Source organism: Paraburkholderia sediminicola, from assembly GCF_046026855.1.
In the GTDB taxonomy this organism is placed as follows: domain Bacteria; phylum Pseudomonadota; class Gammaproteobacteria; order Burkholderiales; family Burkholderiaceae; genus Paraburkholderia; species Paraburkholderia sediminicola_A.
Genome location: NZ_JAQQET010000038.1, coordinates 70,155 through 94,983, shown reverse-complemented (window position 1 = coordinate 94,983; position 24,829 = coordinate 70,155). Strand labels below are relative to the sequence as shown.

Annotated in this window: 23 protein-coding genes and 1 tRNA gene; 7 read left to right on the top strand and 17 right to left on the bottom strand. The window is 61.6% G+C overall.

The features are described 5' to 3' along the window. Positions 1 to 420: 420 nt before the first annotated feature. The 3 genes from PQR40_RS32330 to PQR40_RS32320 all read left to right on the top strand — a co-directional run bounded on the left by PQR40_RS32330 (position 421) and on the right by PQR40_RS32320 (position 2,697). A complete protein-coding gene (locus PQR40_RS32330; RefSeq protein ID WP_408510653.1) occupies positions 421 to 843 on the top strand; it encodes an energy transducer TonB family protein in 423 nt (140 codons plus the stop codon). 268 nt (positions 844 to 1,111) lie between these two features. Then, the gene (locus PQR40_RS32325; RefSeq protein ID WP_408332888.1) at positions 1,112 to 2,419 is read left to right on the top strand and encodes an MFS transporter; all 1,308 of its coding nucleotides are present in this window, start codon (positions 1,112 to 1,114) and stop codon (positions 2,417 to 2,419) included. A 98-nt stretch (positions 2,420 to 2,517) separates the two neighbouring features. After that, complete coding sequence (locus PQR40_RS32320) at positions 2,518 to 2,697, top strand: hypothetical protein (RefSeq protein WP_408219227.1); 180 nt, start codon at positions 2,518 to 2,520, stop codon at positions 2,695 to 2,697. Positions 2,698 to 2,871: 174 nt separating this feature from the next. Here the strand turns inward: PQR40_RS32320 and PQR40_RS32315 are convergent, their stop codons facing one another. Both PQR40_RS32315 and waaC read right to left on the bottom strand, forming a co-directional pair. Next, the gene (locus tag PQR40_RS32315; protein WP_167363299.1) at positions 2,872 to 3,009 is read right to left on the bottom strand and encodes a hypothetical protein; all 138 of its coding nucleotides are present in this window, start codon (positions 3,007 to 3,009) and stop codon (positions 2,872 to 2,874) included. Between the two features lie 731 nt (positions 3,010 to 3,740). Next, on the bottom strand, positions 3,741 to 4,745 hold the full coding sequence (gene waaC / locus PQR40_RS32310; protein ID WP_408332892.1) for a lipopolysaccharide heptosyltransferase I: 1,005 nt from the start codon (positions 4,743 to 4,745) through the stop codon (positions 3,741 to 3,743). A 213-nt stretch (positions 4,746 to 4,958) separates the two neighbouring features. Here waaC and PQR40_RS32305 point away from each other — a divergent pair, with 213 nt between their 5' ends. Next, positions 4,959 to 6,374 carry a chloride channel protein gene (locus PQR40_RS32305; protein ID WP_408332895.1) on the top strand — a complete coding sequence of 472 codons (1,416 nt, stop codon included), beginning with the start codon at positions 4,959 to 4,961 and terminating at the stop codon, positions 6,372 to 6,374. Here the strand turns inward: PQR40_RS32305 and PQR40_RS32300 are convergent. The 7 genes from PQR40_RS32300 to map form a co-directional block, all read right to left on the bottom strand. Next, entirely contained in the window at positions 6,368 to 6,577 is a 210-nt protein-coding gene (locus PQR40_RS32300; protein WP_408510654.1) for a hypothetical protein, read from the bottom strand. The two genes, PQR40_RS32305 and PQR40_RS32300, sit on opposite strands and share 7 nt — an antisense overlap. Positions 6,578 to 6,608: 31 nt before the next feature. Continuing rightward, a complete protein-coding gene (locus tag PQR40_RS32295; protein WP_408510652.1) occupies positions 6,609 to 6,920 on the bottom strand; it encodes a YXWGXW repeat-containing protein in 312 nt (103 codons plus the stop codon). Positions 6,921 to 7,270: 350 nt separating this feature from the next. After that, positions 7,271 to 7,534: a cell division topological specificity factor MinE gene (minE, locus tag PQR40_RS32290; RefSeq protein WP_028196771.1), complete on the bottom strand. Its 264-nt coding sequence runs from the start codon at positions 7,532 to 7,534 to the stop codon at positions 7,271 to 7,273. 14 nt (positions 7,535 to 7,548) lie between these two features. Beyond that, positions 7,549 to 8,364, bottom strand: coding sequence for a septum site-determining protein MinD (minD, locus tag PQR40_RS32285; protein ID WP_063495093.1), 816 nt, complete (start codon positions 8,362 to 8,364; stop codon positions 7,549 to 7,551). 104 nt (positions 8,365 to 8,468) lie between these two features. Next, complete coding sequence (minC, locus tag PQR40_RS32280; RefSeq protein ID WP_408332898.1) at positions 8,469 to 9,332, bottom strand: septum site-determining protein MinC; 864 nt, start codon at positions 9,330 to 9,332, stop codon at positions 8,469 to 8,471. A 208-nt stretch (positions 9,333 to 9,540) separates the two neighbouring features. Continuing rightward, the gene (locus PQR40_RS32275) at positions 9,541 to 10,074 is read right to left on the bottom strand and encodes a GNAT family N-acetyltransferase (RefSeq protein WP_408238397.1); all 534 of its coding nucleotides are present in this window, start codon (positions 10,072 to 10,074) and stop codon (positions 9,541 to 9,543) included. Positions 10,075 to 10,260: 186 nt separating this feature from the next. Further along, positions 10,261 to 11,046 (bottom strand): type I methionyl aminopeptidase, encoded by a 786-nt coding sequence (map, locus tag PQR40_RS32270; RefSeq protein ID WP_408238394.1) that lies wholly within the window; start codon positions 11,044 to 11,046, stop codon positions 10,261 to 10,263. A 391-nt stretch (positions 11,047 to 11,437) separates the two neighbouring features. Here map and PQR40_RS32265 point away from each other — a divergent pair, with 391 nt between their 5' ends. Continuing rightward, complete coding sequence (locus PQR40_RS32265) at positions 11,438 to 12,415, top strand: ferritin-like domain-containing protein (RefSeq protein ID WP_408238391.1); 978 nt, start codon at positions 11,438 to 11,440, stop codon at positions 12,413 to 12,415. A 121-nt stretch (positions 12,416 to 12,536) separates the two neighbouring features. Next, positions 12,537 to 13,841, top strand: a complete 1,305-nt coding sequence (locus PQR40_RS32260) for an Nramp family divalent metal transporter (protein WP_408510651.1) — start codon at positions 12,537 to 12,539, stop codon at positions 13,839 to 13,841. A 146-nt stretch (positions 13,842 to 13,987) separates the two neighbouring features. Here PQR40_RS32260 and PQR40_RS32255 read toward each other — a convergent pair whose 3' ends face one another. The 8 genes from PQR40_RS32255 to PQR40_RS32220 all read right to left on the bottom strand — a co-directional run bounded on the left by PQR40_RS32255 (position 13,988) and on the right by PQR40_RS32220 (position 23,090). Next, positions 13,988 to 15,199, bottom strand: coding sequence for a class I SAM-dependent methyltransferase (locus PQR40_RS32255; protein ID WP_408238385.1), 1,212 nt, complete (start codon positions 15,197 to 15,199; stop codon positions 13,988 to 13,990). A gap of 11 nt (positions 15,200 to 15,210) precedes the next feature. After that, positions 15,211 to 16,056, bottom strand: coding sequence for a DUF1365 domain-containing protein (locus tag PQR40_RS32250; protein WP_408238506.1), 846 nt, complete (start codon positions 16,054 to 16,056; stop codon positions 15,211 to 15,213). Continuing rightward, positions 16,053 to 17,357, bottom strand: coding sequence for an NAD(P)/FAD-dependent oxidoreductase (locus PQR40_RS32245; protein WP_408510650.1), 1,305 nt, complete (start codon positions 17,355 to 17,357; stop codon positions 16,053 to 16,055). The genes PQR40_RS32250 and PQR40_RS32245 overlap by 4 nt, the downstream gene beginning before the upstream one ends. A gap of 243 nt (positions 17,358 to 17,600) precedes the next feature. Next, positions 17,601 to 18,755, bottom strand: coding sequence for a transporter substrate-binding and LysM peptidoglycan-binding domain-containing protein (locus tag PQR40_RS32240; protein WP_408238379.1), 1,155 nt, complete (start codon positions 18,753 to 18,755; stop codon positions 17,601 to 17,603). 42 nt (positions 18,756 to 18,797) lie between these two features. Beyond that, positions 18,798 to 19,559, bottom strand: coding sequence for a hypothetical protein (locus tag PQR40_RS32235; protein ID WP_408332913.1), 762 nt, complete (start codon positions 19,557 to 19,559; stop codon positions 18,798 to 18,800). A 512-nt stretch (positions 19,560 to 20,071) separates the two neighbouring features. Further along, positions 20,072 to 20,161, bottom strand: a tRNA-Ser gene (locus PQR40_RS32230). Positions 20,162 to 20,344: 183 nt separating this feature from the next. Further along, positions 20,345 to 21,640: a serine--tRNA ligase gene (gene serS, locus PQR40_RS32225; protein ID WP_408510649.1), complete on the bottom strand. Its 1,296-nt coding sequence runs from the start codon at positions 21,638 to 21,640 to the stop codon at positions 20,345 to 20,347. A gap of 136 nt (positions 21,641 to 21,776) precedes the next feature. Beyond that, positions 21,777 to 23,090, bottom strand: a complete 1,314-nt coding sequence (locus PQR40_RS32220) for a replication-associated recombination protein A (protein WP_408332919.1) — start codon at positions 23,088 to 23,090, stop codon at positions 21,777 to 21,779. A 356-nt stretch (positions 23,091 to 23,446) separates the two neighbouring features. Between PQR40_RS32220 and cytX the strand changes: the two genes are divergently transcribed. After that, positions 23,447 to 24,763 carry a putative hydroxymethylpyrimidine transporter CytX gene (gene cytX / locus PQR40_RS32215; RefSeq protein ID WP_408332922.1) on the top strand — a complete coding sequence of 439 codons (1,317 nt, stop codon included), beginning with the start codon at positions 23,447 to 23,449 and terminating at the stop codon, positions 24,761 to 24,763. Positions 24,764 to 24,829: the final 66 nt, after the last annotated feature.

Genomic DNA, 24,829 nt, shown 5'->3' with positions numbered 1-24,829 from the left:
CGAACTCATCAACGGGTTCGCCTTTTTCGTTTTCGAGCCCGGATTGATTGATTGCGCGAAAGGTCGCGCAAAAAAAGAAAGCCCGCACGAAGCGGGCTAAATGAAAGACTTCCACCGATGCCTCTCGAAAGAGGCCATCGAAGTGTAGGCTCGTTTTGGCCGCGGACCAATCCAATCATATTTCAGCCTATTACAAGCGTGCGAACCGCACGGCGCGGGTGAACGACAATTGCATCCTGGCGCTTTTTGACTACCATCAAGTTAGATTCTGTCTGAGTGCTTTCCACGACGATGCTCACCCGCACGCGTCACCTTCGCCGCTTGACCGGACGCTTCGCTCCCCGCGTTGGCACACCCCTATTGCACGCACGTGGCGTGACTTCGGCGTTGACGGTGGTTTCGGTTTTGGCGCTCGCAGCCATGGCAGGCTGCACGATCACGCCGCCTCAACGCCCGCTCATTATCGCGCCGGCTGCGGCTCTCAACAGTGCCGCGCTCGATCAGTACCGCAGCGAGGTCGCCAAACGCATCATCGAACGCAGCCCTTCCTATGTGTTACACGGCACGCCACAAGCGATGCTGCGCTCGCTGGTCGTGGTGTCGTTCACGGTGAATCGCAATGGCGAGGTGCTGCAGTCGTCGGTGTATCGCACCAACGGCGACGACGAAGCCGAAAGCACCGCGCTCGCCACCTTGCGACGCGCCTCGCCGCTGCCGCAGCCGCCCGGTAAATTGCTGAACGGCCGTGGCCAGCTCGAACTGTTCGAAGACTGGCTGTTCAACGACAACGGCAAATTCCAGTTGCGCGAGTTCGCCTCGCCGCAAGCCCAGACCATCGACTGAACGCGGTGCCAACACAGCTTCAAATCGACAGGACGCGAAGCCAGTCTTATCCGCCTTGCTGCGCCGCGCCCGCGCTCGTTATAATTTTCCGATTCCTCAAAGCCGGATCCCTCCGGCACGGCTTACGCCGCCCGCGCCGAGCATGGCTTCAACCGCCAGCGAGACGCGCCGAAGCGCTCGAACTTAAACAAAGATGCCGCTTGACCACGCGCCGCCCGCATAAAAAAAGTCCGGCGTCCAACGGCATCACGACATAGGGAGACCCTGCATGTCCACTTCGCCGATTTCCGCGGCCCAACCCAATGCGGCTGGGCAGAACAGCAGCGCGCGAATTATCTTCGCGAGCTTCATCGGCACCGCGATCGAGTTCTACGATTTCTACGTCTATGCGACCGCCGCGGCGCTCGTCATCGGACCGGTGTTTTTCCCGCATGGCTCGGCGACCGCCCAGGCTTTGTCGGCTTTCGTCACGTTCGGCATCGCGTTCGTCGCGCGGCCGATCGGCTCGTTCATCTTTGGTCATTTTGGCGACCGGATCGGGCGTAAATCGACGCTGGTGGCTTCGCTGCTGGTGATGGGGGTGTCGACCACGCTGATCGGCTTCGTGCCGGGCTATGACTCGATCGGCAGCCTTGCGCCGATCCTGCTGTGCGTCCTGCGTTTCGGCCAGGGCATCGGCCTAGGCGGCGAATGGGGCGGCGCGGCACTGCTCGCCACGGAGAACGCGCCGGCCGGCAAACGCGGCTGGTTCGGGATGTTCCCGCAACTGGGGCCGTCGATCGGCTTTCTGGCGTCCAACGGTCTGTTCTTCGCTTTGGCGTTGTCGTTGAGCGACGAACAATTTCGCAGCTGGGGCTGGCGCGTGCCGTTCCTCGTCAGCGCGGTGCTGGTCGCGCTCGGCTTGTACGTGCGCCTGAAAATCGCCGAGACGCCGGCGTTCAAGGCGGCCATCGAACGCGAGGAACGCGTGAAGGTGCCGATCGCCACGCTGTTCTCGCAGCACTGGCTGCCGACCCTCCTCGGCGCGCTGGCGATGGTGGTCTGCTACACGCTGTTCTACAACGCCACGACGTTTTCGCTGTCGTACGGTGTGTCGGTCCTGCATATTCCCCGGCCGACTTTCCTCGGCATGCTGTGCATCGCGGTTGTGTTCATGGCGCTCGCCACGCCGCTGTCGGCCTGGGCGAGCGACCGTTATGGCCGCAAACCGGTGCTGATCGTCGGCATCATCGCGGCGATCCTGTCGGGTTTCACAATGGCGCCGTTGCTCGGCAGCGGACAGACGCCGCTGGTACTGCTGTTCCTCGTGATCGAACTGTTCCTGATGGGCGTGACTTTCGCCCCGATGGGCGCGCTGCTGCCGGAACTGTTTCCGACTAATGTGCGCTATACCGGTGCAGGCGTGTCGTACAACCTCGGCGGGATTCTCGGTGCCTCGGTCGCGCCGTATATCGCGCAGGTGCTGGCCGCGCACGGCGGACTGCCGTGGGTGGGCGCTTATGTGTCGATTGCGGCGGCCGTCAGCATGATCGGTGTGCTGTGCATGCGTGAAACGCGCGACACACGTTTGATGTGAAGGAGCGAAAGGCGCGCTGGTAAATTCCCTGCCTTGCGCGTCTTTTTGACTTGCCTATACTCGAATTAAATAACCCTATGGCAAGCAGGGAGGCTCTGATGAACATTCATCTTCACAACGCGGACATCGTGATGATCATCGCGTTGGCGTTGCTGTGTTCGCTGCTGCTGGCATTGCGCTTTCGTCCCGCAACGTGGAAAGGCATCGTCGTGGAAGCGCTGGCCGCGAACGCGGCTGCTATCGCCGCGGTGATCGCCTTCGAAATGCTGCTCGCCTGAGCCGTCGGCCGGAACGCTGCGGCGCCCCGGTCGGGCGACGCAGCGACGGAAAGCGGCCTGACGTCATCTGAAGCGGTTGCGCGGCTGCCGCGTGCCTCTGCTGGCAAACGAAGAAGCGGCAGCCGTCAGAAAAGGCCCGGCGCCATGCCTGGGCCAAGTGCGTGCCGCAAACCATTACCGGTAGTAGTAGCCGCCGTGATGGTAGTAACCGCCGCCCCCGTAGTAATAGCCAGGCGCCGGTGCAACGATGCAGCCTCCGAGCGCCGTTGCGAGCAACGTGCCTGCGATCAGGGTCAGAATCAAGCGTTTCATATTGTTCTCCTTCGAGTCAGATTCATTCGAGCCGAAACCCCGAATGACTCGATTGAACACGACCCTGCCGCGTGCGAACGTTGCCATTTGTAAGGGAACATCACTGAGGTGTTACACGTCCCTACCTCAAAAGGCGGCCGCGCCCCAAGCATGGCAACGACAGATTCACGTCAGACGAAAACACCACCTATACTGCTTTAAGCATGCGGGTTCCCTCCAAGCCCTGCCCAGGGCGGGCGCGCGGATCAAGGCGCGGATAACAGGTATGGGGTAGGCGCTTCCATGCGCCATGGATAAGTCAAAGGCCACGCAAAAGAAAACGCGTGTAGCCAATTAGGCACTCAACGAAAAGCGACAGATTTAACAGGCGTGTAATGCGCGATGTTTATCCGAACGCTGAGAGTGGCCATAAAGAGTGGCGGCGGGACGCGGGTGAGCGGCACACGAATCTGCCGGCATTCGCACGGCATGCCTCGATGAATGCACTATTGAACTCGACCGCCCGCGGACGGTCTCTTTAGAACCGAGCCGGCCACTCGATGTGGCCGCTCAGTGCATCAATCCGTTCATGAGTCAGTTTGTTCATTGCAACGATTCCTCTTCGCCCGTAGTTCCCCGACGCGGGCGTTTTTCGAGGCGTTCCGTGGCAGCGCTCGTTTGATTGGGCGACTGTGCGTCGCGCCTCTTTTCTTTTAGCCAAACGATTGCGCGAAAGCGCGAGGAAGCTGCGCTCAGGCTGTGGCCGATCCATGCTGCATGACGACGGCGCGTGGCTCGCTGTGCACGTAATCGATCGCTTCCAGTGCTTCAGCGATCGACGGCACCGAATGGCCGTCGCCGATCGAAATCGAGCGGAACGGCGCTTCAATGCCGCAATGCGACGGCGAGGTGGCCACAAAGATCATCACCGTGCGCTTCTGCAATGCATGCGCCAGATGCACGAAACCCGTGTCGGTGCCGACCACCAGTGCGCACGCGTCGATCATCTGCGCGATTTCGGTCACGCTCAGCTTCGGCAGGACGGTCGAACCCGGCACCTCCGACGCGATTTGCTCCGCCTCGGCTCGCTCGCCTTCCGAGCCCCACGGCAACACCACTTGAAAACCGCGCTGCGCCAACTCGCGACCGACCGTCACCCAATGGGGCAGCGGCCACTTCTTGTCGTCTTTGGAGGTGGCGTGAAACAGTGCTGCGACCGGCGCGCTGTTAGCCGCGAACGGTGCAACGGCCGGTTCAGGCAGGCGCAGATTGTAGATGGCCGGGCCTTCGACCTCATATCCCAGCGCCTCGCCCGCACTGATACGCATGCCGTGCCATGCACTGCACTGCGGACGCGGGCCGAAGCGCCCGGTATAGGCAAATGCGGCGCCCCGTTCTCCCAGATCCTGGGACTGGTAGCCAATACGCTTCGACGAGCGTGCCAGAAAGGCGATGATCGCGCTCTTGTACACGCCGTGGATGTCGATGATGAAATCGTAGCGGTAGGCGCGTAATTCGGCGATCGACGCCGCGATTGCCCTGAAATCGCCCCAGCGGCGCGCTTTCTTGAAGCGGCGCAGCGGCGCACAAAGCACGCGGTCCACGCTCTCGCTCCAATGCACCACTTCGGCGAATGCCTCGTCTGCGGCCCAGTCCACTTCGACGCCGGGAAACGCGCGTTTGATATCGGCGACGACGGGCAACGCCTCCACGATATCGCCGAGTGAAGTGACCTTGACGATAAGGACTCGCTTCATTGAGGACCTGTTAGTTGTTCGAACATCAAACTATTTTAGCCGACGATTAGAATAATCATCGCCAAACGCCGCAGTAGGCCACGCGCGTCATTAATACAACGCGTTACATTGACCACCTTACAAACAAGCTTTTTACTATATTTCAAAATACTTTCATACAGTTATGACAATGCGGCACGCTTTATAATTCACCCTTTGCGCCAGCACATCGTCATGTCCCGGGCATTTCTTCCCCTCTCTTCCAGCATCGTGCGGCGCGCCAGACGCCTGTGGCGGCAATATGGCGTCTTCTGGCTCGGCGCGATCGCAGTCGGCCTGGTAGCGGTACTCTATGCAAGGCTGATCGACTGGGGCTACGGCGAATTCCGCGCAATGCAGCAACAGCACGTGTGGGCGCCCTTGATCGTCACGCCCGCGGTCGCGGCGCTCGCCGTCTGGCTTACGCGCAAATTCTTCCGTGGCGCCGAAGGCAGCGGCATTCCGCAAGTCATCGCCACCCTGCATTCCAAGCCCGGCGAATTCGGCGCACGGCTGCTGTCGTTCCGGATTCTGTTCGGCAAGATCGCCGTGTCGTTTCTGGCGATTCTCGGCGGCTTCACGATCGGCCGCGAAGGGCCGACCGTGCAGGTCGGCGCGGCGCTGATGTTCAATCTGCGGCGGCTGTATCCACGCTCGAACGCGCAGATCGAACGGCAACTGGTGCTCGCGGGCGCGGCAGCGGGCTTGTCCGCGGCGTTCAATACACCGCTGGCGGGGATCGTGTTCGCTATCGAGGAACTCACGCGCAGCTTCGAGGCCCGCGCGAGCGGCGTGCTCATTACGGCGATCATCATCGCCGGCGTGATCGCGCTCGGGCTGAACGGCAACTACACCTATTTCGGCACCATCCAGATCGGCGCGCACTTCCCCGACCTGCTGGCGGTGGCCGTTCTGCTCACGGCGATCGTTACCGGTATTGCGGGCGGCGTATTCGGCTGGCTGCTGCTGAACACCGCGCGCTGGATTCCAGCGCCGCTGCGTCAGTTGCACGGCGAGCGGCCGGTCGTGTTCGCCGCACTGTGCGGTTTCGTGATCGCGGTGGTCGGCCTCATCTCCGGTGGCACGACCTTCGGCAGCGGCTATGCCGAAGCGCGCGGACTGCTCGACGGGCACGAGCACCTGTCCGTGTTCTATCCGTTTCTGAAGATGATCTCGATGGTCGGCTCGTATCTGCCGGGCATTCCGGGAGGCATCTTCGCGCCGTCGCTGTCGATCGGCGCAGGCTTCGGCAATCTGCTGCATATGGTGTTCGGCTCAATGCAATTGCCGATGCTGATCGCCCTTGCGATGGTGGGCTATCTGGCCGCCGTCACGCAGTCGCCGATTACGTCATTCGTGATCGTGATGGAGATGATCGATGGTCATGCACTGGTGATTTCGCTGATGGCCACCGCGTTGATTGCGAGCCGCGTGGCGCGGTTCTTCGCGCCGCCGTTGTATGAGTCGCTGGCGGAGCGCTATATGGCGCCGCTACCGCATCCGGCCCCCGCACCGGTGCCGGAGGTCCCCGAAGTCGAAGCGCCCGAAGCAGTGGTGGTCGACGAGATCGACGGCGATGCTCCCGCTGAAGACGGCGCCCCGCGTCAGTAGACAACAACCCCCGGCGCGCGCAGATAAAGCGGCCGCGCCGGCACAACTACGCAGCCGGCCAGCATGACCGCCAGTACGGCGATCAGAAGCAGATTCTTTTTCATCATGTGTTCCTGTGAAACACAGGCAAGCGCGACGCCAAGCACGTGGGCGACGCCCGTGTCGTCAAACTGATGGGGAGCGGCACGAGCGGGATCAACCACGCCGTGCCGCACACTGCTGAAGCCTGTCGACTTACGCCCAGTGACCCTGGACCCAGCGATAGTTCGGGCCGTGTTCGACCCAGTGGCCGGGCACCCAGTGGTAGCCGACACGCTCGGCCTGCCAGTGACCCGTGACCCACACATAGCGGCCGTGGTCCCAACGCCAATGACCGTGATCCCACACATAGCCGACGCGCGGCGCCGGCACGGCTTCGTAACGCACCGCCGGCGGTGCGGACGGCGCGATCACAACGACTTCCTCGGCCGAAGCGGATGCCACAGCGGAAGTGCCAGCAGCGATCAGAACAGCGTTGGCGATCAGCAAGCGAAATGTCTTGTTCATGTTTTCCCTCTGTAGTTGGACACCGAATACGGCGTTATCCGTTTAATGCGCGAGGGGACAAAAACGCTGACTGCGCTCGTGTAACGGCACACGCTGAAGTGCAACGGATTATTTCGCCATGCATTTCGACGGGCGGCCCGGCAACGTGCGAAGGTGTGCAGGCCGTACACGGCGAAGCAGCGCGTTCGAGCAGAAGGAAAAGGACGAAGGGGCAGACAGCGCGTAGAACCCGCATCCGCGCGTCAAATTGAACAGCAGAAAGAACAGCAGAAGAAACAGCGAGAAGACAGCACTTACGCGCCCCACCTCGTCACGTCACATCGACGAAACGAAGTAGAGCGCGCAGCACGCTATGCGGAACCAGCCTGCGGTATTTCGATCTTGACCTCGAGCACTTCGAGGTCGTCCTGACGCTCGAGGCTCACGCGAATATCGTCGTTGGAGATCTTCACGTATTTTGAAATCACGGCCACCAGTTCGCGTTGCAACGCAGGCAGGTAATCGGCAGGCGCATGGCCGCCGGCGCGCTCATGCGCGATGATCAACTGCAGGCGTTCCTTCGCTACCGACGCGGACTTCTTCTTCTCGCCCAGCAAAAACGAAAGAATCGACATGACGTGCGCTCCCCTTACTTGGTGCCGAAGAGGCGCTGCAGCAGCCCTGGCTTCTGGTAATCGGTAAAGCGAAGCGACTTCTGCTCGCCGAGGAAACGCGACACGACATCTTTATAGGCTTCGGCGACATCCGTACCGTCCAGGTGCACAGCCGGCAGCCCCTGGTTCGACGCATGCAGCACCGCTTCCGATTCCGGGATCACGCCGATCAGGTCGATGCGCAGGATTTCCTGGATGTCGGTGAGCGACAGCATCTCGCCTTCGCTCACGCGCTTCGGGTTATAGCGGGTGATCAGCAGGTGTTCCTTGATCGGCTCCTTGCTTTCGATCGCGCGCTTGGTCTTCGACGACAGGATGCCGAGGATACGGTCCGAGTCGCGCACCGACGAGACTTCCGGATTCGTCACGATCAGCGCCTCGTCGGCAAAGTGCATGGCGAGCAGCGCGCCCGATTCGATACCGGCCGGCGAATCGCAGACGATGAATTCGAAGTCCATCGCGATCAGGTCGTTGATGACCTTCTCGACACCTTCCATGGTCAGCGCGTCTTTGTCACGCGTTTGCGAGGCCGGCAGGATGAACAGGTTCTCGCACTTTTTGTCTTTGATCAGCGCCTGGTTGAGGTTGGCTTCGCCCTGGATCACGTTGATCAGGTCGTACACCACGCGGCGCTCGCAGCCCATGATGAGGTCGAGGTTACGCAGGCCGACGTCGAAGTCGATCACGGCGGTTTTGCTGCCACGCAATGCGAGGGCCGATGCAAAACTCGCGCTCGTGGTCGTCTTGCCCACGCCACCCTTGCCCGAAGTCACCACAATGATTTTTGCCATTACCCTTACCTTGTGTTCGTCAATTTCGTCAATTATGTGCGGCCATATTTGCCGTGGAACGCCGCGTGCCGTAACCGTTCAGGACAGCGCGCGCGCCACGTCGATCAGGTGAGCCGCAGCGGTTCAATCATCAACTTTTCTTCTTCGAGCCAGATCTGTACCGGCTTGCCGAGCACGTCGGCCGGCAGCGGGTTCTCGGTCGTACGATAGATACCAGCAATCGAGATCAGTTCCGGTTCGAGACACGTGCAGAAAATGCGCGCGTCGTGATTGCCCTGCACGCCGGCCAAAGCCCGGCCGCGCAGCGGCGCATAAATATGGATGTTGCCTTCCGCGATCACTTCCGCGCCGTAGCTCACCAGACCAAGCACGACCAGATCGCCCTTTGCGTAGATGCGCTGGCCCGAGCGCAACGGCTTGTCGACCACCATGGTCTGCGACGACGTGGCGAGACGCACGGGCTCGGCAGCAGGTGCCGGATCGACCGCAGCGGCCGTGGCCGGGGTGCCGCTTTCCGGGCGCGTGCCGGCCGGGGTGAGCGCTGCGGCCTCAAACAGATCGGCCGGCGGCGTGGCCGTCGCGGCGGTGGCCGCCGGTACTGCAGCAGCGGCATTGGCGCCCTCCTCGTCGGCTGACTTCGCGGCAGCGCCGCGACGGTCGCGCGCTTCGAGCAAGGGCAGCGCGGATTCGGCCGCCCACGCCTGCTGTGCATTGGCCACCACGCCGACCGGGCGCATCCGCACGCTGTCGAGCAGTTGCGCGATCTCGGCGAGCGGCACGCGTTCATTCTCGGCGAGACGACGCACGTCGATTGCGACGACGTCGTTAGCGAAAAATTCGGGGGTCGCCTCGAAGCGCCGGGTCAGTTCGGCACGCATCGCGTCGAGGTCGGTTGTCTTGACCACAAACAGGAGCGTGTCGACAGAGCCGCTGCGGAGTTCGAAAAAGGGCGATTTCTTGGGCGACATAGCGTTCGGCAAAAAATTTTGCGTATTTTACAGGCGTCCAGACGAGCAGCGAGCTTTTTTGCCGAGAGAGCACGCCGCCGCGGCCTGAATACCCATGGCGTGGCCACGCCTCGGCCATTCAGGCCGCGCTTAGGCCGGTTATTCGGCCATGAACGCTGTAGCGACGCGGATGGGACTCGAGCGGCATGCTGACGCGCCGCTCGCGGGATCACTGCTGAAATACCTGCGACGTGGTCGGCACATGGCGCACCAGCAGGCTTTCGGCCTGCTCGGGCGCACGCGCGACGCGCCGATGCTCGCCGGTCGGACCGAAGCCGAGCGCCTCGTAAAAGCGCATCGCATTGCGGTTGGCGTCGGCGACCCACGCGTAGATTTCCGTGGCGCCTTCGCCGGCAAGCCAGCCACTGGCGGTGTCGACCAGCAACTCGCCGCCGCGCAGATGACGCACGGCTGGCGCCACCCACAACTCGCAGACGAACGCGCGAGGCGCCGCGGTATCGTCGAAATAGGCTTCGATCAGCCCTGCCGGATGACCCTCGGTGTAGAGGATGAAACTGGTGGCGATAAACGAAACAGCGTGTTCGGTAGCGGTGGCGTCGAAACTGGCGGCATCCGCAGACAACGCGTCCTCTAGCGTTTCGCCGAAGGCATAGGGCGCCTCCCGCAGTGACGCAGTACGGAGTTCGCGGAAAACGGCGCCCTGATCAGCGGCGATACGGCGAACGGTCAATGACGGACTCATGCAGACGAAAACCCCTTGAAACCCTAAGGCGTAGCTTTAACCGAACCGGCGCGCGAGTCAAATCCTTATTTACCGGATCGGACTGCGGCGCAGACCCAAGCTACAGGAGCTGCGCACCAATGGCACAGCATTTCGCGCACCCACCGCCTTGAAAAGCCGGTTCGTGAGGCGCGCAGACCACCGCCTTCAAGGCGCTTCGTAGTCGCCGGTGCCGTCCGGCCACGGCGTAAGCAGCTCGTAGCCCTCTTCGGTCACGGCGATCATGTGCTCCCATTGCGCCGACAACGAACGGTCTTTGGTGACCACCGTCCAGCCGTCACGCTGCACCGTGGTGCCGGCCCGGCCCGCGTTGATCATCGGCTCGATCGTGAAAACCATGCCCGGTTTCAGACGCACGCCCTGCGCCGGCTGACCGTAGTGCAACACTTGCGGGTCTTCGTGATAGACACGGCCGATGCCGTGCCCACAGTAATCGCGCACGATCGAGAAGCCGTCGCGCTGCGCAATCTTCTGGATTGCATAGCCAACGTCGCCAAGCGTAGCGCCAGGCTTGACCTCACGGATGCCGGCAAGCATCGCCTCATAGGTCGTGTCGATCAGCTGGCGCGCCACCGTGCTCGGCTGGCCGACGCAATACATGCGGCTGGTGTCGCCGAAATAGCCATCTTTGATGATCGCGACGTCGATATTGATGATGTCGCCATCTCTCAGGATTTCGCTACGGTTGGGAATGCCGTGGCACACCACCTGGTTGACGGACGTGCAGACCGTCTTCGGAAATCCCAGATAGCCGACATTTGCCGGAATCGACTTTTGCGTATTGACAATGTAGTCGTTGCACAGTGCGTCGAGCTCGTCGGTGGAGACACCGGCCTTGACGTGCTCGCCGATCATCGCCAGTACGTCGGCGGCGAGGCGGCCGGAAATGCGCAGCTTGGCGATGTCGTCGGGAGTCTTGTAGGTAATGGCCATGAATTCGGTCGGGGTGAGTCGATGTTGACGATCGGCCAATTGTACAGAGGATCGCCGGACAGCCTCCGCTAGCCGGGCCGGGCCTGCTCCCCGGATGTTTTCCGCCTTGACGCCAGGCGATGTGCAGGAGCCGGCAAAACAGTGTCAGTCGGCCCCATGCTGCGAGCGCACAAAGAAATCTTTTGCGAGGTTTGCATCTGGCAGCGTATTCGCTCCGTAAAGTCGGTTGAGGACTCGCTTCTTCTCCCGTCATCGTTTAGTTCTTCTCTGAAGAACGGGGCCCTCTTTTGCGTCCGCGATTTGCGTACGTGCATCGCGTGAGTAGCCGTTGTCCGCGCGTATGCGTCGCGAGTCCGCGGCATTGGCAGCGAACCATCTGAGGAGCATCGCCATGTCGGAGTCCAGCAATAAATCAGCAGAACTTATCGATGTACTTGACCGCCGGGTTGAACGACGCCTGCAACGCAGACAGTTTTTCCGCAACGCTGGCGGCCTGGGTCTAGGTTTGGTCGGTGGCACGCTGATCAGTGCGTGCGGTGGCGGTTCTGGCTCGAGCGTGTCGGCAGCCGGCGCACCGACCGATGCGGAGATTCTGAACTTCGCGCTGAACCTGGAATACCTCGAATCGCAGTTCTATACGTATGCGACGTCGGGTTCGGGGCTGGCCGCGAGCATGACCACCGGCGTGGGCACGATGGGCATGGTGATCCCGGGGCAGCAAGTGCCGTTCCAGGATCCCGTGGTGCAGGCCTACGCGAACGAGATCGCCAACGACGAACGCGAGCACGTCAACTTCTTGCGCTCCGCGTTGGGCAGCGCAGCGGTGGCGATGCCCTCGATCGACATCGGCGGCACCAATCCGAACGGTGCGTTCTCGAATGCGGCGCGCGCAGCGGGACTCGTCGGCGCGGGCGTCGCCTTCAATCCGTATGCGAACGACAATAACTTTCTGCTTGGCGCATTCATCTTCGAAGACGTCGGCGTGACGGCCTATAAGGGCGCCTCCCCGCTCATCACCAACAAGACCTTCCTCGAAGCGGCAGCCGGCATTCTCGCGGCGGAGGCGTATCACGCAGGCCTCGTACGCACGGTGCTGTTCTCAAAAGGCGTCGACACGGCGAGTATCTACACGGCCGCCAACGCGATCTCCGCCGCGCGCGACAGCCTCGACAACAACGGCCACGACGACCAGGGCATCACCGGCGCGACGGCCGGCTCGTCGAACATCGTGCCGCTCGACAGCAACGGGCTCGCCTTCAGCCGCGGCTATGGCAACGTGCTCAACATCGTGTATCTGACGAGTTCGGTGGCGACCAAGGGCGGCTTCTTCCCGAACGGCGTGAACGGCTCGCTCAACATGAGCGCCTGAAGCACCTCACGTGCAGTGCCAGTTGCACCGGCAGCGGGTCGCCGCGATGACGATCGCGCTCACCCGTTGACCGGGCTTCATCCGCATTGCCTTGAACGCTTGAAGATGGACAGGAGCAGTCATGAACGAAGCGATAAGTCAGGCCGTTGTGCCTCAGACCCTCACCGAGCAGACCTGTTTCGACATCCGCGAGACGCTGGCAGGACGGCGCCGTGGCTTGCGCACGATACTGCCCTTCGTGGGACCGGCGGTGGTGGCCTCGATCGCATATATGGACCCGGGCAATTTCGCCACCAATATCCAGGCGGGCGCTGGCTACGGCTATACGCTGCTCTGGGTGGTAGCGGTGGCGAACATCGTGGCCATGCTGTTTCAGTCTTTATCCGCCAAGCTTGGGCTCGTGACCGGCCGCAATCTCGCCGAGTTATGCCGCTCGGCACTGCCACGCCGTTGCGTGCTCGCGATGTGGGGCATCAGCGAAATCGCGGCAATGGCGACCGATCTCGCGGAATTCGTCGGCGGCGCAATCGGCGTTTCATTGCTCACGCATCTACCGATGATGCCGAGCATGCTGATCACCGCCGCCGTCACCTATGGCTTGCTGCAGTTCGAGAAGCGTGGCTTCCGCCCGCTCGAACTGGCGATCGCGGCGCTGATCGGCGTGATCGGGCTGTCGTATCTCGCCGAATTGCTGATTGCGCCGGTGCATTGGCCGTCGGTCATCAGGCACACGTTCACGCCGAGCATGCCCGATAGCAATGCGTTGACGATTTCCGTCGGAATCATCGGCGCAACCGTGATGCCGCATGTGCTGTTTCTGCATTCGGGCCTCACGCAGAATCGCGTGAAACCCCGCAATGAAGGCGAACGCACCAGGCTGCTACGGTTTTCGAATATCGAGGTGGTGGTTGCGCTCGGCGTCGCCGGACTTATCAACATGGCGATGGTGATCATGGCGGCGAGTGCGTTTCATGCCGGCCATGCGGAAATCGCCAGCATCGAAACGGCATGGCGCACGCTCACACCGCTGCTCGGCGCCGCCGCGGCAGGTCTCTTTCTTGCGGCATTGATCGCGTCCGGCGTGTCGAGTTCGGTGGTCGGCACGATGGCCGGGCAGATGATCATGCAGGGCTTTGTCGGCTTTCATATCCCGGTGTGGGCGCGGCGGCTCATTACGATGGTGCCGGCCTTCGTCGTGGTTGCCTGCGGGGCGGATGCGACGCGTGCGCTGGTGCTGAGCCAGGTGGTGCTGAGCATCGCGCTGCCGGTGCCGATGATCGCGCTGGTGTGGTTCACGTCACGTGGCGATTTGATGGGCCGCTACCGGAATCGCCGCTCAACCACGATTGCGGCGGTGATCGGCACGGTCGTCGTGCTGGCACTCAATATCGTTCTGCTGCTGCAAGTGGCCGGCCTTATGTCGTGACCGCTGTTCCACTCTTGCCGGCTAACTGAGGCCAGGCGCAACCGTTGCCCGCCAGGCAATTGTTTATGCAAGGTCGGCGCGCGTGCCTCTGCACGCCTTACTACGCCACGCCGAGCAACTGTTTGCGCAAAGCAGGCGCGCGCATATCAGTCCGTCGCCGCGAGCACGAACTGCATCACATCCGTACGTCCTTCGTCGAAGCCGGCTTCGCAGTACGCCAGATACAGTCGCCACGTCCGCACGAAAATCTCATCGAAGCCTTGCGTGTGAATCGTATCGATCTGTGCCTCGAACCCGCTGCGCCAGCGGCGCAGCGTCTCGGCATAGTCGCGTCCGAACGTCAACGACATACGCGCCGCGAGCTTGCCACGCCGTGCCGCTTCGATAAAACGCTGCGGACTCGGCAACATGCCGCCTGGGAAAATGAATTCGCGGATGAAGTCACTGGTCGCGCGATAGGCGGCGAAGTGCGAGTCGTCGATCGTGATGGTTTGCACGAGCGCGCGGGCGCCGGGTTGCAGACGCTCGCGCAAAATGCGGAAGTAGGTCGGCCAGAATTTTTCACCAACGGCCTCGAACATTTCGATCGATACGATGCCGTCGTACTGACCGCTCAGCGTACGGTAGTCGCGCAATTCGAGGTGCACCCGGTCGCTCAAGCCTGCTTCGCTCACGCGCTTCTGGGCGAATTCGAGTTGCGCTGGCGAGATCGTTACGCCGTGCACATGTATGCCCTGGCGCGCCGCGTGCATCGCAAAGCCGCCCCACCCGCAGCCGATTTCCAGAATTCGCATGCCTTCGCGCAAACCCAACGTATCGATAATGCGTTGGTACTTCGCATGCTGCGCGTCCTCGAGCGACTGATAGAAATTGCCCTCGAACACCGCACTCGAATACGTGAATGTCGAGTCGAGCCACTGCGCGTAGAAGGCGTTGCCAATGTCGTAGTGCGCGTGAATATTGCGGCGGCTGCCCGACCGCGTGTTGGGCCTCAGTTTATGACGCAGCCCGTACCAGAGTTGCGCGAGCCAGCCGCCATAGACTGTGCGTTGCAACGCGCGCTCATTGCGGATTGCAACGCGCAGCAATGCGGCCAGATCGGGCGTATCGACCCAGAACGAACGCCATGCATCGGCGAAACCGATATCGCCTTTGCGCAGAATCGTGCCGCACGCACGCCAGTCGCGCAATTCCAGACGTGCACCCGGTGCCGCGTGCGGATCGCCGAACACGCGCTGCTGACCGTCGGGCGTGATCAACACCAGATGCCCAACCTGAATCCGTTCGAGCAGAGAGAGGAACAGACGGCCCGACGCGGGGACGGTTCGGTGCCCGCTCAGGGTTCTTGAAAGCGCCATGGCTGATCTCCTCAATCGGACGAAATGGGGCGTGCAGCAGCGGACGGCTGGCCGGCTGCGGCGTGGTCGGTGGGTGCGTCGGCCGCGCGGCCCGGCGCGGGGTTTTTGCCGTAGAACGGCGCTTTTTTTATAGCGAGGCACAACGCCTGCCAATGAATTCTTGCGACGACACCGACGCTCAACAGCGGCTGGCGGATCAGCGCGGCGAGCGCTGTCGAACGCGTTAAGGGCTTCAAGCGGCCACCCAAAGCCGTGCGGATCAGCAAACCGTCAGCGTCTTCGTAGTCGATCGAGACCAACGCATGGTTCGGCGTCTCTCTGACGCGAAATTCGTAACTCCCCTCGACACGGCAAAACGGCGAGACGTGCAGCACTTTGCGGCATTTGAGTTCCGTTTCAGCCGTGATGGGTGCGTTGCCCGCAGCGCTCAGCAGATAGCTGTGTCGATCGCCGAAGGTATTGCGCACCTCGGCCAGCAGCGCACGCAAATGACCGTCGCGGTCGTGGCAAAACCAGAAACTGACCGGATTGAATGCATAGCCGAACACGCGCGGAAATGCCTGCAACCAGACCTTGCCGTCCGCTTCTTCAATACCCGCCGCTGATAGTTGTGTGCGCATCCATGTGGCGAGATCGCTGCCGTCGCGCGGTCCGTGGTCGCGTTGGCGAAGGCTGAGCGGACGCCAACGGTCGATGCCGAACCAGTTGCTATCGAGCGACGTGAGACGATCCAGATCACAGCGCACGTAGAACACCGGATACGTGAATCGATGATGCTTTGGCCGCAGACGCTCGTGCATCACCTGGCCCATCAAAAGCCACGCGGCAGGATCGACGTTGGCGCGCGCGGGATTCATAGCGTGGCCCATGCCGGCGACACGTCGAAATCGGCGGCCACGCGCAGTGCCGATTTCAGACCGTCCTCGTGGAAACCGTAACCCGTCCATGCGCCCGCGAACCAGGTGCGATGCCTGCCTTGCAGCGACGGCAGACGGTGCTGCGCGTCGATGGCGGCCAGATCGAACAGCGGATGGTCGTAGACGAATCGGCGCAGTTCGGTGCCCGGCGCCGGCTGCGTCACCGGATTGAGCGTCACGACGAGCGGCGTCTTGAACGGCAGCGGCTGGAGTTGATTGACCAGATAACTGACACACACCGGATGCGTGCCGTCGACGCCACGGTTTCCCAGATAATTCCACGCCGACCACACGCGCTGACGACGCGGCAGCAGATTCGTATCCGTATGCAGCACGGCGAAGTTCGGCTGGTAGCGCACGGCGCTCAGTACGCTGCGCTCCTCCTGATCGGCGTCGTGGTCCAGCAGGCGCAGCGAAGTCGGCGCGTGAGTGGCGAGCACCAGCGCGTCGAAGCGCTCCGTGCCCTTGTCCGTGAACACATCGACGCCATCGGCATCGCGCCGCACGCCTCTAACCGCAGCACCGACTCGGACGTCGTCGAGCGTGCCGACAATACGGCGTACGTATTCGCGCCCTCCTCCAACGACCGTCTTCCACTGTGGCCTGCGGTTCACCTGGAGCAGCGCGTGATTCAGGCAGAAGCGAAGGAACGTGGTGGCCGGAAAAGCGAGAATATCGGCGGTCGCGCTCGACCAGATCGCCGCGGCCATCGGCAGCAAGTAGTGGCGCTGGAACGCGCCGCCGTAGCCGCCGGCCGTCAGCAGTTCGCCCATCGACACGCGCGTTTCTATCGCGAGTTCGAGATTGCTTTGCGCACTGCCGTTGAAACGCATGATGTCGCGCAGCATGCCGATGAAGGTGGGTGAGAAGAGATTGCGACGTTGCGCGAACACCGTGTTCAGGCTGGTGCCAGCCCATTCGAGACGGCCCTCGTCGAACGAGACCGAGAAGGTCATTTCGCTCGAATGCGACTCGACGCCCAGTTCGGCAAACAGCGCGATCAGGTTCGGATAGGTACGGTCGTTGAAAACGAGGAAGCCAGTGTCGACGGGGTGCGTGTGGCCCTCGAGGGTAACGTCCACGGTATTGGTGTGACCGCCCGCGTAGCCGGCCGATTCGAACAGCGTGACCTGATGGTTGCGCGCCAGCAGATAGGCACTGGCTAAACCCGAGATACCGGCGCCGATGACCGCGACCCGCGAGCCGCGCGGTAGGGGCGAGGTCGGTGCGGAATGGCTCATGGGCGCGTCTCCTGGTCTCGGGGACGCGCGATCGGTTAGTTGGGTGCGGCGGGGGTTGCGCGTCCTTGAGGGGATTTACGCAGCGGGGGCTGAAATGGATGCAAATCTGGCGGATTTTGGGCGGCGAACGCCTGCACGCGAACCCGGCAAGGTAGGGACAACCGGCGTGCGGCGTGCCCGCGTTGCCGGTCAGCGGTTTTTGTTCCTGCCAGGCACGAGGGCCCGGCAGGAAAACCTACCGCGTCAACGCATGGGAATGATCAGATGCTGACCGATCAGGATGAGGTTGGGGTTTGGAAGGTTATTGCGCTTCTGCACGTCCACAAATCGTGCACCACTTCCCAACTGACTCGCGGCAATGGCATTCAGCGTGTCACCGGAGCGGACCACGTAGGTCCTCTCGCCGCCGGTCGCAGCGGTGGTGAGCACCTGGTCGCTGATGAAATATTTACGCAACAGGTCCAGATACGCCGGCGACTGCTTGACCTTCGCGATCGCGGAGTTCAGGTAGATCAGGAGCGCGCTGTCTTCCTTGCGCACGCCGATTTTGTACGCAAGGTTGGAGCCGTCCAGCTTCGTGACCGCGAACGTCAGGTCGGTGCCCTTGATTTCCGATACGCCGAACGGATAGTCGTAGACGATAGCGTCGACCTGATGATCGTCCAGGAAGTGCGACATCCAGGACCGTTGCCCTTCAATGCTCGCATCCGACAGCTCGACGATTTTGCTGTTCGGGAACGCTTTCTGGACAAACGCTTTCACATCCGGGTCGCCCTGCAGCACACCAACGGTTTTGCCCGCCAGATCGGCTGCGGAGCGGACCGGCGAACCCTTGGCGACGATCAGCGAATAACCGAAGTCCTCGACATAGGGAATCGAATAGACGACGCCACTCGGCGTATTGTCAGGGAACGTCAGGCCGTCCATGGCAACGTCGACGACGGCGTTGCCTTGCTTGTCGGTTTTCGTCAGTTGATCCGGGACCGCGGGATACGTATCCACGCCGTGATGCGTATCGACCGTGATCGTCGGATGGTCGCCAGAGGTGAATTCCTTCTGTGCGAACAGCAGATTCGCGAAGTCGACGTTGAAACCTTGCGGCTTGCCGTTGTCTTCAGAATAAAACGGCCGCGATGGATTCTCGACGCTGACCCGCACGACGCCATTGCTCAAGATCGACTTCAGCGTGTCCTTGTTGGCCACGAAGCCATCCGGATTGCTCGGGGCCGGCGTTTTGACATCGGCATTGCTGTTGTTGCCGGTGTCTATCCCGTTCACCGTGGCGGTGTCCTTGTCGGCGCTCTGGCCGTAATTAAGGGTTTTGAAGCCGCCTTCGTGGATATACCAACCGGCAGCCAGCAAGATCAGGAAAAGAATCGAACCCAGAATTTTCTTCATTATTTTTCGATCGAGTTGAATGGTCGAGCAGCATACGCCTGATTATTTGGGTGCTGCGGGCGAGCCGAGTTGCTGGGCGGGCGGACTGGCCGCGCTTACTTCGGCGGCGGCAGCCTTGGCTTGCTGCACTTCCGCACTTTCCATCAGCGACGTTTCCATTTCTGAAAATGCCTTGTTCACTGAGTTCATCACGGAGTCGAGCGCGGCATCCGTTTTGATTTGCGCGAAAGTGTCGCTGGATTGCATGCCGGCGATCTTGTTCATGCGTTGCGCGGATTGCGACATATCCCACAGTGCTTTGGCGCGATCGATTGCGTCGGAGAATCGCTTGAGTTCGTCTTGCACCTGCTTATAGCGCCCTTCGCGAAACGCGAGCAGTTTTTTCATCGTCGCGAGTTGAGTCTCGAAACGGTCCGCGTCTTCGGGATATTGTTTTTTGAACTGCGCGGTTTTGTCTTCGAAGTTTTTCACTTCGGTGCGGAAATCTGTGATGCTCTTCTTAAACCGCTCTGCGCCTTCCTGCTTTTCGGCCAGTTCGTTGTAGAGCGTTTCGATCGGGTTCGACTTTGCTTCGTTCACGAACATCTTGACCTTCTGGTTCGCGAACTTCATGGCGAGAACAGGGCCGAAGTTGATCGCCGCAAGCCCGATCACCGCCGCGAGGATCAGACCGACCAGCCCTTTGACCAGCAGGATCGCGAGGGGCGCACCGATGGCGATGCACAGCCCGATAATCGACCACTTGATGACTTTGTATCTGGTGCTGCTCGTGGTCGTGTCAACGACCGAATTGCCAACTGACATGTGAATCCCCTTTTGAAGCTTGTTTTACAAAAACTGATTTTGCAAACTGCTCGGGACATCGTTGTGGCTGTGCATTTTCGGTCTGGCTTTTTGGGCTGACGCGAAAACGCTGTATGACTTTACAGGCACTAAGGCGGCGGGGGAAGTGTGTCTTATTTTTGCGGGTGGTACGCGGGGAATGAGTATTCGAATTGCCATGGTAGTGGGCGCTAGCGTGGATCGAATTTATGCTCGCCTTTTTCCTGACAACTTTATAACGATATTTTTTCTGGTTGCTTTCAGTTGACTAATTCACCGCTCTGGCGGAAGCACTGCCGAAAAATCCATGCTTGAGCGAAGGATTTGCTTAATAGTCTCAATTGAGTGTGATCGAAATAGGTCGTGCCATCTCCCCGCTCGCGACCTCGGCTTCCACCAACGCGCAAGTTCGCAGCCGCAGCGAAACCCTCAACGCGCAACTCTTTTCGTGGGCGGAAACGAAAACAGGCCCCGAAGGGCCTGTTTTCTAAATTTGGCGGAAAGGGTGAGATTCGAACTCACGGTACCCCTAAAGGTACACTGGATTTCGAGTCCAGCGCATTCGACCACTCTGCCACCTTTCCGGGTCTTCCAACTCACAACAGCGGGGTTGCTTAGCTGCAGATGAATCAGATCCAAGCGGGTCGTTGCTTGGGAGAGAAAGATTATAGAACAGCTGAATCCAATTTCCAAGCCCCTCCTCGAGAAAATTTCGAAGATACCTGGCGATCGGCAGCGGTATCAGTCAGGCATCAGCCGCACATCAATCAAGCCGCCGGCACTGCCAGCCGCTCCACCCCACCGATGTAAGGACGCAGCGCCACCGGCACCGTCACTGACCCGTCCGCGTTCTGGAAATTCTCCAGCACGGCCACGAGCGTGCGGCCAACCGCCAGGCCCGACCCGTTCAGCGTATGCACCAGTTCCGGCTTACCTTGCGCATTGCGAAAACGCGCCTGCATCCGGCGAGCCTGGAATGACTCCGTATTCGAGCAGCTCGAGATCTCGCGATACGTATTCTGCGCAGGCACCCATACTTCCAGGTCATACGTCTTCGCAGCCGAGAAACCCATATCGCCCGTGCACAACGTAATCACGCGGTACGGCAGTTCGAGTTTCTGCAGAATCGTCTCGGCGTGCCCGACCATTTGCTCCAGCGCGTCATACGACGCTTCCGGCGCGACGATCTGCACCATCTCAACCTTGTCGAACTGATGCTGGCGGATCAGACCACGCGTATCGCGGCCATACGAGCCCGCTTCCGAGCGGAAGCACGGCGAATGCGCAGTCAGTTTGATGGGCAGCGTGCCCGCTTCGACAATGCTGTCGCGCACCGTGTTCGTCAGCGAAATTTCCGACGTGGAAATCAGATACTGCGTGACCGTATTCTCATCACCGCCCTTCTCGACGCGGAACATGTCGTCGGCGAACTTCGGCAGTTGGCCGGTGCCGTACAGAATCTCCGGATTCACGATGTACGGCGTGTACACCTCGGTGTAGCCGTGGTGCAGCGTGTGCGTGTCGATCATGAACTGCGCCAGCGCGCGGTGCAGCCGCGCAATCTGCCCGCGCAGCATCGTGAAACGCGCGCCCGACAGTTTCGCGCCAGTCTCGAAATCGAGGCCAAGCGGCGTGCCGACGTCGACGTGATCCTTCACCTCGAAATCGAACTGGCGCGGCGTGCCCCAGCGGCGCACTTCGACGTTCTGCGTTTCGTCCTTACCCATGGGTACGCTTTCGTGCGGCAGATTCGGCACGCCGAGCAGCAGGTCGGACAGACGCTTCTGGATATCCTCGAGCCTGGCCGCCGACGCCTTCATCTCGTCGCCGATACCGCCCACTTCGGCCATTAGCGCCGACGTGTCCTCGCCCCGCCCTTTCATCCCGCCGATCTGCTTCGACAGGGTGTTGCGGCGCGCCTGCATCTCTTCGGTACGGGTCTGGGTGTCGCGGCGTTCCGCTTCGAGCGCGGTAAAGGCCGCCACGTCGAGGGTAAAGCCGCGGTCGGCGAGGCGCCTGGCGACGCCGTCGAGGTCTTTGCGCAGCAGCTGGATGTCGAGCATGGAATGGGGCGGGTGTTCGTTATATGAAGCTGGGATTTTAGCGCACCGGCACGCGCGGCCGGTGCGTTAGATGGTCGAGGCGTGCGGAATGGCGACACGGCACGTGAAACGGCCGCAGAAGCACAAGCGACAAAACTCAGCCCTTTTTTGGCTTGTTCTCGCTGCGCCACTGCGCGTCAAGCTCGGCCAGACGCGCCATCTTGTCGCCGATCTTGCCTTCGAGACCGCGCGGCGTCGGCTCGTACCAGTGCGGGTCGCGCATGTTGTCCGGCAGATAGGTCTCGCCGGCCGCGTAGGCATCGGGTTCGTCGTGCGCGTAGCGATATTCGTGACCGTAGCCAAGTTCCTTCATCAGCTTGGTCGGCGCGTTACGCAGATGCACCGGCACGCCGCGCGACTGGTCCTTGCTGACGAACCGCCGTGCCTCGTTGTACGCGTTGTACCCGGCGTTCGACTTCGGCGCGACCGCCAGATAGATGATCGCCTGCGCCAGCGCCAGCTCGCCTTCGGGCGTGCCGAGGCGTTCGTAGGTTTCGGACGCGTCGAGCGCGATGCGGGCCGCGCGCGGGTCGGCGAGACCGATGTCCTCCCACGCCATCCGCACGATACGTCGAGCGAGATAACGCGGGTCCGCGCCGCCGTCTAGCATGCGGCAGAACCAGTACAGCGCGCCGTCCGGGCTGCTGCCGCGCACCGATTTATGCAACGCGCTGATCTGGTCGTAGAATGCGTCGCCGCCTTTGTCGAAGCGACGCAGATTTTCGGCGAGCGCGCTGCCGAGCAAGGCACCGTCGATTTCGGTGCTCTTCTGCTGTGCCGCCGCGCGCGCGACGATTTCCAGGTTGTTCAGCAGCTTGCGACCGTCGCCGTCGGCGGAACCGATCAGGGCGTCGCGGGCTTCCTCGGTGAACGTAAGGCCGCCGAGTTCTTTCTGCGCGCGGTCGAGCAGTTCGCGCTGCTCTTCGTCAGTAAGGCTCTTCAGCACGTAGACAGCCGCTCGCGAGAGCAACGCGCTATTCACCTCGAACGACGGATTCTCGGTTGTCGCGCCGACAAACACGAAGAGGCCCGATTCGACGTGCGGCAAGAACGCGTCCTGCTGACTCTTGTTGAAGCGATGCACTTCGTCGACGAACACCAGCGTCTGATGGCCGTTCGCGCGATGGATCTGCGCGGTCTCCACGGCTTCGCGGATATCCTTCACGCCCGAGAGCACTGCCGACAACGCGATGAACTCGGCATGAAACGCGTCGGCCATAAGCCGGGCGAGCGTGGTTTTGCCGACGCCGGGCGGGCCCCAGAGGATCATCGAATGGGCTTCGCCGGACGCGAATGCGACCCGCAACGGCTTGTTCGGGCCGAGCAGGTGCTTCTGGCCGATCACCTCGTCGATATTGCGGGGCCGCAGGCGTTCGGCGAGCGGAATATTGGCACGGGGTTCTTCAAACATGGCGTTTTGGGGATAATCTCGGCTTTTCCGGACGCGGTCCGTGTGAAGGCGGCGTGCTGCCGGTGAGCCACGCCAGCGCGCAGAGGTGCGGGCAACGTCCTGCATTATGACAGTGACGGCGCTTGGGCGATGGTCGCACACCGTGACGGCGCTTTTCGGGCAGCAAGGCGCGAGCAAGATTTCAGCGATGAACAATGCAAAAAACACGTGAATTACCGGGCTAACAAGGCAGATAACTGCGCCGATCAGCCCGTAATCTCGCCGACAGCCTGACAGGCTAATATCGCGCGCGGCTTGGCCGGCAACACCGGCGTCGCACGCGAACATACAAGCAACACCAGGAGGAACACGATTAGATGGCACAAGATCCACTCGTCGGCGACGCCGGCTCCACCTACGCACCGCTCACGCCGGTGCCCGATGCGCGCCGTGCGTTCCGCACCGGCGACGCTTTCGCGCTCTGGTTCTCGCTCGGCATCGGCCTCCTGGTCGCACAGGCGGGCGCGCTGCTAGTACCGGGGTTGTCGTTGCCGCATGCGTTGCTGGCGATCGTGATCGGCAGCGTGATCGGTGTCGTATTGCTGGCGCTAGCCGGCGTGATCGGCACGGATACGGGCCTCGCGGCCATGTCGTCGCTGCGGCCTACGCTCGGTGTGCGTGGCGCGTCGGTGCCGGCGGTGCTGAACGCCGTGCAACTGGTCGGCTGGGGCTCATTCGAGGTAATCGTGATGCGCGATTCCGCCGATGCGCTCGCCAAACAGGCCTTCGGTTTCTCGATGCCGCTGATCTGGACCGTCATCTTCGGTTTGCTCGCGACGCTGCTGGCCATCAGCGGCCCGCTGTCGTTCGTGCGGCGTTTTCTGCGCACGTGGGGTATCTGGCTGCTGCTGGCGGGCGCCGCATGGCTCTCGTGGAATCTGCTTGCCAAGCACGATCTGTCCGCGCTAATGCGCCGTCCAGGCACGGGCGAGATGTCGTTCGGCGGCGCAATCGATCTGGTGGTCGCGATGCCGTTGTCGTGGCTGCCGCTGATCGCCGACTACACGCGTTTCGGCCGACGCCCCGGCGAGACCTTCCGCGGCACGCTGCTCGGCTATGGCATTGCGAATATCTGGTTCTATGCGCTCGGCGCGATCTACGGTCTCGCGGCAGGCGGTGGCGATGCACTGCTGACCGGCGCACTGGCTCAAGCAGGCGGCGGCCTCGCCCTGCTGCTGATCCTGATCGACGAAGTGGACAACGCGTTCGCCGACATCCACTCAGCAGCCGTCTCGACCGGCACGTTCTGGACGCGCGGCAGCGTGCCGTTGTTGTCGGCGGCATTCGGCGCGCTGTGCACGGCGATCGCCTTGCTCGTGCCGATGGCGAAGTATCAGAACTTCCTGCTGCTGATCGGCTCCGTGTTCGCGCCATTGTTCGGCGTGGTGCTGGTGGATCACTTCATCGTGCGCAAGCGTCGCATTGAAGCCGCCGTGCTCGGCGATGTGCGCGGCCGCTACGGCTTCTCGGGTGGCTGGCATCTGAGCGCGTTCGCGTCGTGGGCAATCGGGATCGTGTCGTATCAGGCGATCAATCAATGGCTGCCGGATCTCGGCGCGACGCTGCCCGCGCTGGCGATCGGCGCGCTGTGTTATCTGGTGCTGGTGTCGGCTCGGAAGACTGCGTACGCTTGAGTCGCGTAGACATCATCGCGATGCAAAAAGGCCTGCATTTGCAGGCCTTTTCTCTTCATACATCAT